The sequence below is a fragment of the Arthrobacter sp. ISL-85 genome, assembly GCF_018613675.1.
Lineage (GTDB): Bacteria > Actinomycetota > Actinomycetes > Actinomycetales > Micrococcaceae > Arthrobacter.
The window spans coordinates 113,328-126,178 of sequence record NZ_JAGGPQ010000009.1 but is presented as its reverse complement, the minus strand read 5'-3'; the positions used below and the strand labels follow the sequence as shown (position 1 = coordinate 126,178).

13 protein-coding genes are annotated in these 12,851 nt (G+C 60.3%); 9 read left to right on the top strand and 4 right to left on the bottom strand.

Going from position 1 to position 12,851, the window contains the following annotated elements; genetic code table 11:
- Positions 1-440 precede the first annotated feature (440 nt).
- On the top strand, positions 441-1,772 hold the full coding sequence (locus tag J7I84_RS07655; protein WP_214942863.1) for a glycoside hydrolase family 3 N-terminal domain-containing protein: 1,332 nt from the start codon (positions 441-443) through the stop codon (positions 1,770-1,772).
- Between the two features lie 307 nt (positions 1,773-2,079).
- Here J7I84_RS07655 and J7I84_RS07650 read toward each other — a convergent pair whose 3' ends face one another.
- Positions 2,080-2,721, bottom strand: coding sequence for a TetR/AcrR family transcriptional regulator (locus tag J7I84_RS07650; protein WP_214942860.1), 642 nt, complete (start codon positions 2,719-2,721; stop codon positions 2,080-2,082).
- A gap of 116 nt (positions 2,722-2,837) precedes the next feature.
- Here J7I84_RS07650 and J7I84_RS07645 point away from each other — a divergent pair, with 116 nt between their 5' ends.
- From J7I84_RS07645 to J7I84_RS07620, 6 genes are all read left to right on the top strand, one after another.
- Complete coding sequence (locus J7I84_RS07645) at positions 2,838-3,371, top strand: carboxymuconolactone decarboxylase family protein (RefSeq protein WP_214942857.1); 534 nt, start codon at positions 2,838-2,840, stop codon at positions 3,369-3,371.
- Between the two features lie 30 nt (positions 3,372-3,401).
- Positions 3,402-4,196, top strand: a complete 795-nt coding sequence (locus J7I84_RS07640) for an isocitrate lyase/phosphoenolpyruvate mutase family protein (RefSeq protein WP_214942854.1) — start codon at positions 3,402-3,404, stop codon at positions 4,194-4,196.
- A 76-nt stretch (positions 4,197-4,272) separates the two neighbouring features.
- Complete coding sequence (locus tag J7I84_RS07635) at positions 4,273-4,920, top strand: nitroreductase family protein (protein ID WP_214942851.1); 648 nt, start codon at positions 4,273-4,275, stop codon at positions 4,918-4,920.
- A 66-nt stretch (positions 4,921-4,986) separates the two neighbouring features.
- The gene (locus J7I84_RS07630; protein ID WP_214942849.1) at positions 4,987-5,367 is read left to right on the top strand and encodes an MmcQ/YjbR family DNA-binding protein; all 381 of its coding nucleotides are present in this window, start codon (positions 4,987-4,989) and stop codon (positions 5,365-5,367) included.
- Between the two features lie 31 nt (positions 5,368-5,398).
- A complete protein-coding gene (locus J7I84_RS07625; RefSeq protein ID WP_214942846.1) occupies positions 5,399-6,310 on the top strand; it encodes an alcohol dehydrogenase catalytic domain-containing protein in 912 nt (303 codons plus the stop codon).
- 511 nt (positions 6,311-6,821) lie between these two features.
- Positions 6,822-7,124 (top strand): DUF4193 family protein, encoded by a 303-nt coding sequence (locus J7I84_RS07620; protein ID WP_214942843.1) that lies wholly within the window; start codon positions 6,822-6,824, stop codon positions 7,122-7,124.
- A 186-nt stretch (positions 7,125-7,310) separates the two neighbouring features.
- On the opposite strand, the gene J7I84_RS07615 is transcribed toward J7I84_RS07620, so the two are convergent.
- A complete protein-coding gene (locus tag J7I84_RS07615; protein ID WP_214942840.1) occupies positions 7,311-7,613 on the bottom strand; it encodes a hypothetical protein in 303 nt (100 codons plus the stop codon).
- A 480-nt stretch (positions 7,614-8,093) separates the two neighbouring features.
- Between J7I84_RS07615 and J7I84_RS21755 the strand changes: the two genes are divergently transcribed.
- Positions 8,094-8,216 (top strand): hypothetical protein, encoded by a 123-nt coding sequence (locus tag J7I84_RS21755; protein WP_285291196.1) that lies wholly within the window; start codon positions 8,094-8,096, stop codon positions 8,214-8,216.
- Between the two features lie 153 nt (positions 8,217-8,369).
- Positions 8,370-8,741 (top strand): FAD-binding protein, encoded by a 372-nt coding sequence (locus J7I84_RS07610; protein ID WP_311381104.1) that lies wholly within the window; start codon positions 8,370-8,372, stop codon positions 8,739-8,741.
- Between the two features lie 941 nt (positions 8,742-9,682).
- On the opposite strand, the gene J7I84_RS07605 is transcribed toward J7I84_RS07610, so the two are convergent.
- Both J7I84_RS07605 and J7I84_RS07600 read right to left on the bottom strand, forming a co-directional pair.
- Positions 9,683-10,639 (bottom strand): NADP-dependent oxidoreductase, encoded by a 957-nt coding sequence (locus J7I84_RS07605; protein WP_214942834.1) that lies wholly within the window; start codon positions 10,637-10,639, stop codon positions 9,683-9,685.
- A gap of 964 nt (positions 10,640-11,603) precedes the next feature.
- Positions 11,604-12,839, bottom strand: a complete 1,236-nt coding sequence (locus J7I84_RS07600) for an MFS transporter (protein WP_214942831.1) — start codon at positions 12,837-12,839, stop codon at positions 11,604-11,606.
- Between the last annotated feature and the right edge of the window lie 12 nt (positions 12,840-12,851).

Sequence of the window (12,851 nt, the reverse complement as noted above, 5' to 3'; positions counted from 1 at the left end):
GAGAACGACCATGACGTCCACGATCCAGGTACCAGCTTCGTCCGCATACTGGCCTTCTGCGGCCGAGGCATCCGGCGTGCCGACGGTGTCCTTCACCGCGCCCTTCGTTGCCAGATGCCGGTCCGACTCCGAACCATCTTCGGTGTGCGCAGCCGGGTTGGGTCCACTCTTCCCGCGGCGGGGTAACCGGAATAAAGCGGGCCCGGGCCCAGATGATTGTGACGTTTCTCAGCTCAGCGGCGGGCTTCCTGAGCGGCGGTTGTTTGCTCGATCGCCGAAGGCCGGGCCAGATCGAATTGCGCCATGTAGCCGGTTAGTTCAAGTTCGGTATGGTCAACGTGCACGCGGCCACAGTGAGCGGCTAAGTCACCACCACCTGCGGCTATTGTTTCCAGTTTCGATGAACGCTCGGTACTCGGCCGAAGGGGAGGACCGGGCACATGGCTAGAATCACGCGCGGCGGATGGGCTGCGATCGTTGCAGGGGTGGCAGCTATCGCACTGGTGGTTGTCCTGCTGGCCACCGGACTGACCAGGTTCTGTAGGGCGGACGGTTCCTCGTCCGCAGAACCATCCGCCGGACAGACTCCGTCAGCGGCGGCAGGGTCGTCCTCCACCGCTCCGGCGGCCAGCGCAACCCAGCAAAGCAATTCCGCAAGCACGTCAGCGGGCCCGTCGCCGTCGGCTACGCCGTCATCCGCCTCGCCGCCGAACCTGGCCGCCTCAGCGGCCCAGCAGGCGCTGGACGGCATGACGCTGCCGCAGAAGGTGGGACAGGTACTGATGGTCAGCTCGCCGGTTGGAGGCCCCGACGCCAACACGCTGGCCGCGCTGACCACCTACCACGTGGGCAACGTCTTCCTGAAGGGCCGCAGCCAGGCAGGCACCGCAGCGGCAGCGGCCGTAGTGGCGCAGATCAATGCGCAGGTCTCGGCGCAGTCCACCGCAGGCGTTCAGCAGTTCGTCGCCACAGACCAGGAGGGCGGGCTCGTGCAGATCCTCAACGGGCCGGGCTTCTCGCCGATACCTTCCGCGCTGGACCAGGGCACCTTGGCGCCTGCTACTCTGCGCGCCGATGCGCAGCTCTGGGGTAGCCAACTGGCCTCGGCGGGCGTGAACGTGAACCTGGCACCTGTTCTGGATACCGTACCCGGGCCGGATTTCGCGCCCAGGAACATCCCCATCGGCCGCTACCAGCGCGAATACGGCTTTACGCCGGAAGCCGTCTCCAGCCATGGTGTGGCCGTGGCCCGCGGCATGGCAGCCGCAGGGGTTTCCACTGCGGTCAAACACTTTCCCGGCCTTGGCCGCGTGACGGCCAACACGGACACCAATACAAATGTCATGGACGGTGTCACAATGCGGCACGACGCGTATTTGATGCCGTTCCGGGACGCGGTCAATGCCGGGGTGCGGTGGGTGATGGTGGGCAATGCAATCTACGAGGGCATCGATCCGGGCCACCCGGCGCCGTTTTCCCCCGTCATCATCAACGGGATGCTGCGCGGCGACTTGGGCTTTGACGGCATCATCATCTCCGACGACATCTGCGACGCCGTTCAGCTCTCGCCCTTCCTCCCCGAGGACCGCGCCGCGAACTTCATCGCCGCTGGCGGCACCATGGCGCTGTGTACCGACCAGGCGCTCCTGCCGCGGCTCTACCAGGGCGTGATTGCCAGGGCGACGGCCGAACCCGCCTTCGCCGTGAAGGTGGACGCGGCTGTTCTGACGGTGCTCGAAGCCAAAGCCAAGGTGAAGCTGCTGGGCCGCTGACTGCCGGGCGGGCGCCGTACTGTGGTGCCTCTGGCCAGGGCCAGACGTGGCGGTGGAGACAACCTGCCAGCATCCGGCAGCCAAGAACTGCCGGGAATACGTGGCGGGGCGCATGCAGTGTTGCATCTTTTGCAACAACGAGGGCAACGCGGCGCTTGACCCTTGGCATGTCCGATGTTGTCCCCAGGTTTTGCGTCCGGGATCGGATTGCACGGCAACAAGCGGCCTCACCCACGGCCCAGTCTTCCTTTGCCGGGGCGGTTTGAGGAGCTGTTTCACCCAAGAAGGGGTTCTGCAGAAATCAAGGTCAGTTGGTATCGTCCCGCCGTGTCGTAAGCGATCGAAGATGGTCAACGGCGGCGTACAGCGAGTCCCGCAGCGGTGTGATGTCGTCTTCGATCTGAGCGAGGAGCGACCCTCCCTGGTATGCGGCCATCAACATGTGGGCCAGCCGAGCAGGGTCGGCCGATGCGTCGATGCGACCGAGGCACCTCATGCGTTCGAGCCCTTCTCGAAAGATGTCCGCCCACTCCTTGAAGACCTGCGAGAGCTCGTCACGGACGTCGAGATCAGTTTTGACAATCTCGCTCGCGAGGGCACCTAGGCTGCAGCCGTCTTTGAATGGCCGACCGGAAAGGATGTAGAAATCTGCCCAGTCCTGAAAGGCGTCGATGGTGTCAAAACCTGCGAATCGTTCGCTGCGGTGGAATTCAAGGATGCTGCTGGCCTGCCATTCAACGACGCCAAGAACGAGGCTCTCCTTGTTCGGAAAGTAATGGGTGAGCTGCGAACCACTGACCCCGGCGGCGCTTCGGAGCAGCTTGTTGTTCGTTGCGTGGACCCCTTCCGTGTAGATGAGATCCGCGGCATGGCGCAGGATACGGGTGCGCGTCGACCGGCCCCTCCTGGTCAATTTTTGCGGCGCCTCCGACTGAGCGTTGATCTCCATGTCGAAACTGTAGCAAATGAAGTGGGCTTGACAACCCACTTTGAGTGGTATTCACTTCCGTTATGGACGAAATCGTCCATATTCGGATACTTGGAGGTTAACAAAGAATGTCCCGATTGACTGCACCTGCCCCTGAAGAAGTGCCCGCAGGGGCGAGGACCATCCTTGATGGGGTCCGGAAGCACTTCGGCTTCGCGCCGGATATGTTCAATATGCTGGCGGCCAACCCCGGCGTGCTTGAGATTGTGATGTCTCTGCAGAGCAGCGTGGCCCGCCTCCTCGACGCGAAGACGCGGCACACAATCGCACTTGCCGTCTCACGTGCTAATGGCTGCGATTACTGCCAGGCTCTGCACACGTATACGTCGTCGAAGCTCGGCGGGATGGCGGACGAAGACATTGAGCTCGCGCTCACGGGAAGCTCCACTGATCCGCGCCGTGCGGCCGTGGCTCGATTCGTGCAGCGGGTGGTTGAGACCCGCGGACAGGTGGGTAATGCGGACTTGGCAGCGGTACGTGGGGCCGGATACAGCGACGCGGAGATCCTTGCGATTGTCACTACCGCGGTGGTATCTCTGCTCACCAACTACCTCAACAACGTGAACAAGACCGTCGTCGATATCCCGGCCAGCACGACAGAGCCAGCCTAAATGTCCGGCTCGGCGCTGTATGAGAGGTTCATGGCCCTGCACACGCGGGAGGGCGGTCTTGTGATGCCAAACGCATGGGACGGCCTCTCGGCGCAACTCTTCGCCGATGCGGGCTTCGAGGCGATCGCCACATCATCCTTTGCCCTTGCAGCGTCGCTCGGCCGTCTGGACGGGCGACACAACGTCAGCCGCAAGGAACATCTTGAGCACGCCGGCTTGCTCGCTCGCCTGACGGGACTGCCCGTCAACGGCGACTTCGAGGACGGTTACGGGGATTCTCCCGCGGATGTGGCGTCCACCGTGAGAGCTGCGGTAGAACACGGGCTCGCGGGTATTGGCATCGAGGACACGTCCGGTGATCCCGAGCTGCCGATCCGTGACTTCGACGACGCCGTCGCCCGGGTGCGCGCCGCCGTCACGGCGGCAAAGGGTCGCATCGTTGTCACCGGGCGCGCGGATAATTACCTTCAGGGGCGGCCCGACCTCGACGACACTATCCGCCGCCTCACCGCTTTCGCGGAGGTCGGCGCCGACGTAGTATTTGCGCCTTTTCCGCCCGATCTGGATTCGCTGGGCGCGATCGTTACTGCGGTGGCACCGACTCCGGTTAATGTCCTCATCTCGCCGGCGGATGCGGTGCGGTCGGTCGCTGAATTGCGCACGGTGGGCGTCAGCCGGATCAGCCTTGGACCGGCGCTCTATGTTCAAGCGATGGGCGCACTGGAGACTGCTGTCGTCGCGCTCCTGCGGGGAGACCTCGCGACCGCGACAACAGGCATGAACTTCGAGCGGATAGGCAGCCTGCTCAGCCGCCCGGTGCGCTGATCCTCACCGGAGTGACCTCCCTGGGGCATTCATCCTAATTGCACCTCTAATACTCCCACTACGAAAGAAGACACTCATGGATCTCGACAAGATCATGGACAAGCACCTCAGCCGATACTTCGATGGCAGCAAGACCATCCCTGAGGAGACAATTCAACAGCTCCTGAAATTTCTCCGCTCAGCGCCTACCTCGACGAACATCCAACCCAACCATTTCTATGTTCTGTCCACACGAGAGGGCAAAGAGAAGCTGGCTGCGAACCTCGGCGAACGTTTCGCCGACAACGGTGAAAAAATCCTTAACGCTTCGCACACGATCATCATGACCACACGAGCCGACATACCTGAGCATCACCTGGAATCGGTGTTCGCGAAAGAACGGGCTGACGGCCGATTCCCGGATCTGGCGAAGCAGGAGCGGTGGGAATATATGACCCGCGACTTCGTCAATCTGCGCAACTACACCTATAAGGACACCCACCATTGGATGGAGAAACAGACATACCTGGTGATGGGTCTGATGATGATGGCCGCCGCGGAACTCGGCGTCGAAGCAATGCCGCTTGAGGGCTTCGACCCCGTCACCGTCGACAAGGCCTTCAACATCCGCGAGACCGGACACACCACAACCGTCCTGCTTGCGTTGGGCTACCCCGACGAGGCGAAGCAGTACAAAACCCCGGTCTCACGTTTGGAGTCCGAGCGTCTGTTCACCTTCGCCTGAACCGGACCGACAAGCTAAGCCATGACGAACTCATCGACGGAACCACAGCAGAGGAGCGGAGCAATCATGGATGGAAAGGAGCTGCAGGCTACAGCGGACGAGCATGCAAGCGGGTTGCCGGAGGTGACGGTTGAGCACCGTGTCGGCCCGAACTGGGACACATACAAGGTGTCGGGAAAGGTCTTCATGCTCATGACCGACATGCCAGGTCACCCTGTAGTTGTCGTCAAAGCCGATCCGGAAGAGGCCGTGCTGCTGCGTGCGCAGTATGAAGAAATCTCAACCGGCTACCACATGGACAAAAAACACTGGATCACGGCAGCGGGAGGACCAGGGATCGACAGGGACTTGGTCAAGGGGCTAATCACCGATTCATACCAGCTCGTGGTCGAGAAACTCCCCAGATCCGAACGACCCAATAAATGGGCCGATGAAACGTCAGCATGAACTGACATTCGCTACTAAAAAGGAGAAATCAATGATTGGACTTGGCGTTCGAGCCGCGAATGCGGGACTCGAGATCCTCGATCTTCCCCAGCCACGTCAGCCGGAGGCCGGCGAGCTCATCCTAGACGTGATCACCGCAGGCATCGGCCCATGGGATGCCCTGCTCCATACAGGCGTATGGGACGTGAATCTCATACTCCCCGCTGCACTCGGCGTTGAAGCCGTGGGCCGCGTCGCGAAGACCAGCCCAGACGAGACGGAGTTTCGAATCGGAGACCTTGTACTTGTCCACGAGGCGCCGCTTCCCGGTGGCAGCGGCACCTGGGCACAACAGGTCCTTGTCCAGTCAGCTCACGTGGCACGGTTGCCTGAGAACCTGACTCCAGCGTTGGGCGCAGCACTGCCGGTCGCGGGTCTTACCGCCCAGCAAACCCTCGACGAGCTCCAGGTACAACCCTCCACCCGCTTGCTCGTCGTCGGAGCTTCCGGCCCAACCGCCTCACTTGCCGTTCAACTCGCACATCTCCGGGGCGCTGAGGTCGTCGCCGGCGCCGGACCCGCGCACGCGGATAAGCTGCGCGCACTCGGCGCCCACGATGTTATCGACACCCACATCGAAGGATGGGCGGACAAGACGGCTTATCGCTTCGACGCCGTTCTCATCGCTGCGACAGGCACCGCTGAAGACGCTATGAGTCTGATTGTGAAAGGAGGCAGGTTGTGTTCCATAACGTCCGACGCTCCTGACTCAGCTGCGGGAGTCACCACGTCGAACCTGTACCTGCAGCCCGACGGGCAGATGCTGGCAGAGCTCGCTGCACTCGCTGCCGCGGGCAAGCTGGGACTTGAGGTCCAAACCACGCCCATCGAGGACGGCATCGACATCGCAAATCAAGTCGCAGCGGGCCGCTCAGGCGGGGTAAAACACGTACTTGAACTGTGAGATACAGCGCGCGCAGATGAACTCGCCATCCCTCAAGTGCGCGGATGGCGTTTGTAGGGTCCGGTCGAACGCTTGGGTTAACGCCTCAAAAGAGGGCATCGACAACCATACGGCTTCCAAAAGCAGGCTCACCTACCGAATATGGATGATTAGGGACCTCCTTCATTTCGGAAGAATGGCACGAAAACGAGCCTGAATTCTTCCGGCCCTCAAAAGGACGACATGCCTCCTGAGGGTGCCAACCTCACGATTGTCCAAATCTGAGAGGGCGGCGCGAAGGGAAGCTCCGAGCAACCAATACGTACTCGGAGCTTCCCTTCCTAACCCGCGTAACGCCATCACACTCAAACTCATCCAAGAACCGCGATCTATTTTTGGGCCGCGGTGTTACGTCTGGACCAAGCGCACCCAATGCCAACGTCCTCGATAAGAGGAACATCCCCGGAAGGGCAGTGGATCGCGTCCCTCGAACTGACCACGAAATAGACAAGAGAAAGAAAGAAGCACCTCATTGATATCGGAGTATGACGAAGCCCGTTCGGACGTTAAGGAATCCCAGGAGAGTTCCTTGGAGGATCTGAAGTCAGCCAGCGCCATTGATGCCCGCCAGGTCGTCGACGAATTGGACGAAGCCGACATTCTCGATGCGGGACTGACACCCGGTGGCGAGATTATCTCCGAGGAGCTCATCGTGGAGGTGGTTCCTCAAGGCGTTGACGAGTTCACCTGTTATTGCTGTTTCCTCGTCCGGCACCGATCGCAATTAGCGCGGGAGAGAAACAATCGTTCATACTGTGTGGATTGCGAAGACTAGCTCAAACGCTTCCCAGGTCGAGCACGTCGACTCCAAGCATCTAACCAACTCTCGTGCAAAGCTGTGCCCTCAGGCCGCATCCACTCCTGAATTGCGGCGCCGCGAAGGTTGCACGAGTCAGCTACAGACGGGCGCTCGGAAAGGGCCGCACGGCGACGTGGACGAAAATCTGCAGTATCGACCCAGCTAATCGCGCGACTCCATGGTCGTGCCGCACGGCACTTCCACGTCGATTTGCACTGTGTATTTGCCGTGGCCATGCCGGATAACTCGGATTCCATGCCTGCGTTCCAAGGCAATGGGTATGAGTCGATTGATCGCACGATTAAGCTTGTCGTCCGTCCTCTCAGGGTCGTCAGCAGTAATGACTTCGAGGGAGAGAGGAGGCGATACGTTGTGAGACAGCTTGTTATCCGCTGCGATGAACGTTGCGCTGGTATTGAAAAAAGTCAGGTCGCGAGACATAAAGCTTCTTTTCGTGTTGGCCATGGTTTACCCCCTATATTTTTGCGGGCGTCCTTCCCTTGTTTCGGTCATCGACGCTCTGTCGCAATCTCATATGCGTCATTTCTTCGTGCCGTCTTACCTCTGACCTGGAAGTAGGCATCGCGCCGGTGAAGCAGTGGCTGCGTTGGACTGCGATCGACCTGTCGCCGGCACCTTACGTTCATGGAACCGAAGGCATCGTTTCGTTGCATTTCACACCGTGGTTGACCACGGCCTGTTACATAAGCATTGACGAAGAAGAAAGTCCTACACCTCGTTGGTAAGACCGAGCCAAAGATCGACGCAGAAGATACAGGTGCAAACTGCATCCGTTTATGCCTTCTGAGTCATCGGTCCCGTCCGGTGTGTCGCTGGGGTTCAGGGCGTGAGCGCACACCGTGAAAGGAAGCGTCACAACATGAAAACTGCATACTTTTGGAGAGCCACGTTTCGCAACCACCGCGAGCAGTTGGGATCGGCACAATGACCCGGGAGGAGCGCGAGAAAGAGCGCTACTGCGACTACTACTGCTTTATGTCACTGGCGGACTTTACCGCTTGGCAGCGCGGCACTGGCACCGAGACGATCTCACAGAAGGAACAGTGAGCGAGAAGCCCCGATTCACACGCAGAAACTTGCTTTTCGCAGGTCTTGGCGGCGCTGCAGCAGCAGGGTTGGACGCATGTGCTGCGTCTGTCCCTTCCCCACCGAGCCCTGCGCCCGCATCGGGAACTGCCTTATCTGTAGCGCCACAGCCGGATTGGGAAGGCCTGCGCTTACGGCTTCTGGGACAGCTTACGCAATTTCAGCCTCACGGCAACGTTCGGGGCGGGGATGTCCCTTATCCAGATGCACGAGGTCTTGGGGCAAAAAACACGGGCCCTGCCAGCGGGTTCATGTGCGACGGTAGGGATAACCGGGTTGACCATTGGTGGAGGTGTGGGTGTTCTAACCCGCGCTAATGGCTTGACGTCGGACGCTCTGCGGTCCGTTGAGCTGGTGACGGCAGACGGCAGGGTTGTGCAGGCAAACAGGGAAGAGAACCCGGACATGCTGTGGGCCTGTAGAGGCGGAGGCGGCAGGTCGTATCGTCACTTCCCTCATGGAGTGGGCAATTCACTGACGCCATAGCCGTCGTCCTTGCGTGGCAGCGGTGGGCGCCCAACGCCGACAAGCGTTTATGGTCGACACTGAAACTCCTAAGCGGTGCCGCGTACGCGAGCCCCACCGTCCAGCTGACGGCCACTTGGATTGGCCCTGAATCTGAGCTGGATGAGCGCCTGGTTCGCTTTCACGAGAAGACACGTCGGTTACCCTCCGTCAACGCAGTCCAACCGAATCGGTCCTATCTCGACGTGATGTTTTCCTACGCCGGGTGTTCGGGCGCCTCCGTCTCCCAGTGCACTACAGAGACGGGAGGAGTGCTGCGGCGGGAAGCGTTCAGCGCGACCTCCCACGTCCCCTATAAGCTGATCAAACTAGAGAGGGGCAGCCCAACTCGTCGAAAGATGTTTCTTGGGACAGCACCTCGACGGTGCACGGGAAACCTCAGTGTCCCTCGATGCCCTCGGGGTGCGGTTAGAGACTTGCCGGTGGATGCAACCGGGTTCGGACACCGGGATGCCTACGCTACGGTGCAATACACAGTTACTTTTGCCGCGGGAGCCGACCCCACCCCCTACGACGAATTCGTCCGTGAGTCTCGAACCGTAATGGAGCCGTACTGGGGAACAGGTGCCTATTTCAATTACCTGGATTCCTCGGTTCGCTCGGACTCTGCCTATTTCGGGGAACATGCCGCACAGCTTGCGCGTGTACGAGCCGAGGTTGACGCGGCAAGTACCTTCACCTTGCCAGTGTTCATGCTTGACTAGACCGAGAAATATCCGGTATCCGCACGTCTCCGACCGACGTCGAGAACACCGACCTATCCGGCCAAGTGCAGTCTTCTCAAGGTGCCAACCCTGCGAAGAGTCTTAACACGGGTTTGAATGGGCGACTACAACGCCGGGGACCTCCGCAGGCTTGGGGCTTGAACACTTTCGGAACGTCCTGAACGTTTCCAGATCGCATCATTCGACGGTCAAAACTGTCTTGCCTGAGGGCTTGGCCTCGTAGGCAGCTCGTCCGGACGCCAGCGGGAACATAAGACCCGCCGCCACTTCCACCTCGTCGTTGGCAATCCGGGCGGCCAGTTGCTGGAGCCGATCACGGCGCGTGCGCACAATGAAGAATGTTGCGGTTACTCCATATTTGGCGGCCAGTTCTTGGTTTGGTGGTTCTTGGAGGACGATGAGATGTCCACCCGGCCGGGGCGCAGCATACATCCATTCCGGTACATCAGCTCCTACTGCATCTACTACGACGTCAAAGCCCGATACCCTTGGTATGTCCAATGAATGCCCGGTGGTGATGACATGGTCAGCGCCCAGGCTCTTGGTCCGTCCTACAGCCGATGCAGAGCGTACGGTCGCGGTGACTTCCGCCCCCATGGCTTTTGCGAACTGAGTGAGAAATGATCCCACCGCTCCTGCTCCGCCCCGGATCAGGATGCGCTGTCCGGGCCGGAGGTCGGCCTGGTCAATAAGCGCCTCCCACGCTGTCAGGGCGGGCAGGACGGCTGCAGCGGCTGTCACGTCGGGTACCAGTGGCCCTTTTTTGGCAACGCATGCGGCCGGGACAGTGAGAAACTCAGCCGCAGCCCCGTCGCGGTCAAAAGGGACTAAACCGAAGACCGAGTCGCCGGCAACGAATTCCTGAACGTTCGCGCCGCCCTCTGCCACGACTCCAGCGAACTCGTGTGAGGGGATCACCGGCGTCCGGTCCACACCCTCAGCTGTCCACGTCTCGGGCCACGTCAATTCAGCCAGGGTGATAGCCGCCGCCCGAACGGCGATTAGTACCTCGTCGGGCCCGGGGACCGGTTTCGGCGCTTCCTCATAAATGAGCTGCTCAGGCCCTCCCCGTTGGTGTGCACGAAGGGCCATCATCGTACGGTTTCGCTCAAAATCAGTTGGTTCCTGATTCATCTTCTTCTCCATTCGGTTGTGTCATAAGCTCAGGCACGACCCCTGCGTCGTGCCCGTCGTGATTCAACTTTTCCCGCTGCTTGTACTGGAACGGGCCATCTCAGTTCCGGCAGTCGCCGGGGCAGCATGATGACGAAGAGAGATCCAGGGGTGCTCACTCGCCGCCAGGCAAGCGTCTCCCATCCACAGTGCCTCAGCTGATGCAGGGGAGGAGGCTTAACTCCTGATGAAATTGGACGGGATGGTCCTTTAATGATAGCCCTTAGGGAATGAATAGCAGGCCAAACGTTTCCGCGCCTACAGTTTTGGGACGATATCGTCCCCTAACCCAAACATTCCTAGGTGATGATGTCAGTCTGGGAGGATGAATGAGGCAGTGTTTCGTTGAGGTCTTGTCGCGCGAAGGAGTGCGGCTCACGGCGGTCACCGACATTGCAATGCTTACTAAGTGGCGAGAAGACGTCGTCGAGGAGTTGATGGACCCTCAGTCGCCGTATGCGTTGGCGTTGCGGGATCGGAGTGGAGTGCAAGATCGAGTCGATTTCCTTGACAGGTGGTGCGAGCTCATTGCCGATGCTCTGAGTCGAGTGATTGGGGGGGACGGCGCAGCAGCTGCCCCTTATCTGCCGCGGCCGGGTCGGGAAGCCAACGCTCACGCCAAGAACGCCGTGTTAGTTCTTGCTGCGCTGCACGGGGGAGGGACCCTGAGCCTCCTGGCGGAAGATCCCGGACCGCTCAACGCCGCCCTTGACTTTGCTCTCATGCCGCTAGTAACGCATAGTTCGGGCCGCTAGAGACGATAGCGGCGATGATGAGCAGCATGCGTTGTGGAGGCACCTTACTCCTGGACATCCGAAGCTGGTCCATACCCGCCAGGAAGATGCACAGCTGCATCGGCAAAAATTGCCGTGTCGAATTCGAATCGGGTAAGGCATCTGGAGGACTGTCCGACCGGGCATCGCGTTTACTGGACCGGATGTTCCATATCGGGTTTGATATCGCTGGTGGGTGCAGTGAAAAGAGTAAACGCGGCGCCGGCGAAGGCCAGTGCGCTGTAGCCGATGGCAATTTGCGGAAGTGATATGTGCTCGGATAGCTGCCCCGCAATGAGCGCAGGAATTGTCGCGCCGCTGTAGCTGAGCAGGTAAATGACGCTAAAGGTTGGGGCCCTGTCGGCTGCGTTGCTGCCGTACAGCAGACTTCGGGTCGTAGCGCTGATAGCGACGCCCTGAGAGGCCCCCGATACGAGGGTCGAGGCTACGAACAGCATCAGGGAACCGGTTGCAATGGCTCCGACAATACCCGCCATGCCCGCGAAAAAGGCAACCATGCTGGTGCGTTGGGCTGTTGCGGCGGTGAGTCTGGCGTTGAGCGGAGCCCCTAGAACACTTGCACCCATATAGGCCGCGAAAACCACTCCAACAATAAGCGGGCTATGGGTGTGCAATTGATTTTCTACCAGGGCGGGGACAAAAGCTTGGTAAAAGGCCCCGGCGGCCCATGTGGCTAGAAGTACCGCAGCTGCGACCGGAACTAAGCTCCGGACACGCTTCGGCACCTGTACGCGTGGTGCCAACGACCGCCATACACCCGCCGTCCGGTTCACAGTCTCAGGGCTAAAAGCCAGCAAAGCCACAGATATCAAGAGCAGTGTGATGACCACAAGGAAGATGAGTTGGCGCGGCCATGGGGCGAACTGGACCAAGGCCCCCGAAGAGACCGTACCGACCGCGAGGCCGAGCATGACCGTCTGGCTGGAGGCCACCGGCGCCAGCCAGGGTGGCTGCGCGGGAGCCGTGTCGATTATGTAGGCACTTAGGCTGCTACTGGCCAATCCGGCGCCAAAGCCCATCAACAGCCGGCTGAGGATTAGGACGCCGACATCATGTACCCCCAGAAGCAGGAGACAACCCCCAAGGAGCAGGACCAGTCCGGCAATCGAGGTTGGCCTCCGACCCAGATAACTCGACAGACGTCCCAGCACCAAAAGCGTGGCGAGCGTGGCCGCCGAGTAGGAGACAATCGCCATGGAAATATCGGCGTTTGTAAACCCATCCTCCGCGCGATAGAGGTTGAACAAGGGGATGGCAGCGCCGGCGGCCGCAAACGCAGCCATCAACGAAACCACGGAAGATATGAAGGCCATCCGGAGGCTATTGCCCGGTCCCCTACCGCGGATCTCCGGAACCGTGTTGGTCATTGCGCACCTCTC

Coding starts and splice junctions, on each gene's coding strand:
- J7I84_RS07640 (WP_214942854.1), top strand. CDS start 3,402: ATGGCCCTGCACACGCGGGAGGGCGGTCTTGTGATGCCAAACGCATGG.
- J7I84_RS07605 (WP_214942834.1), bottom strand. CDS start 10,639: ATGAATCAGGAACCAACTGATTTTGAGCGAAACCGTACGATGATGGCC.
- J7I84_RS21755 (WP_285291196.1), top strand. CDS start 8,094: ATGACCCGGGAGGAGCGCGAGAAAGAGCGCTACTGCGACTACTACTGC.
- J7I84_RS07650 (WP_214942860.1), bottom strand. CDS start 2,721: ATGGAGATCAACGCTCAGTCGGAGGCGCCGCAAAAATTGACCAGGAGG.
- J7I84_RS07600 (WP_214942831.1), bottom strand. CDS start 12,839: ATGACCAACACGGTTCCGGAGATCCGCGGTAGGGGACCGGGCAATAGC.
- J7I84_RS07655 (WP_214942863.1), top strand. CDS start 441: ATGGCTAGAATCACGCGCGGCGGATGGGCTGCGATCGTTGCAGGGGTG.
- J7I84_RS07630 (WP_214942849.1), top strand. CDS start 4,987: ATGGATGGAAAGGAGCTGCAGGCTACAGCGGACGAGCATGCAAGCGGG.
- J7I84_RS07625 (WP_214942846.1), top strand. CDS start 5,399: ATGATTGGACTTGGCGTTCGAGCCGCGAATGCGGGACTCGAGATCCTC.
- J7I84_RS07635 (WP_214942851.1), top strand. CDS start 4,273: ATGGATCTCGACAAGATCATGGACAAGCACCTCAGCCGATACTTCGAT.
- J7I84_RS07615 (WP_214942840.1), bottom strand. CDS start 7,613: ATGGCCAACACGAAAAGAAGCTTTATGTCTCGCGACCTGACTTTTTTC.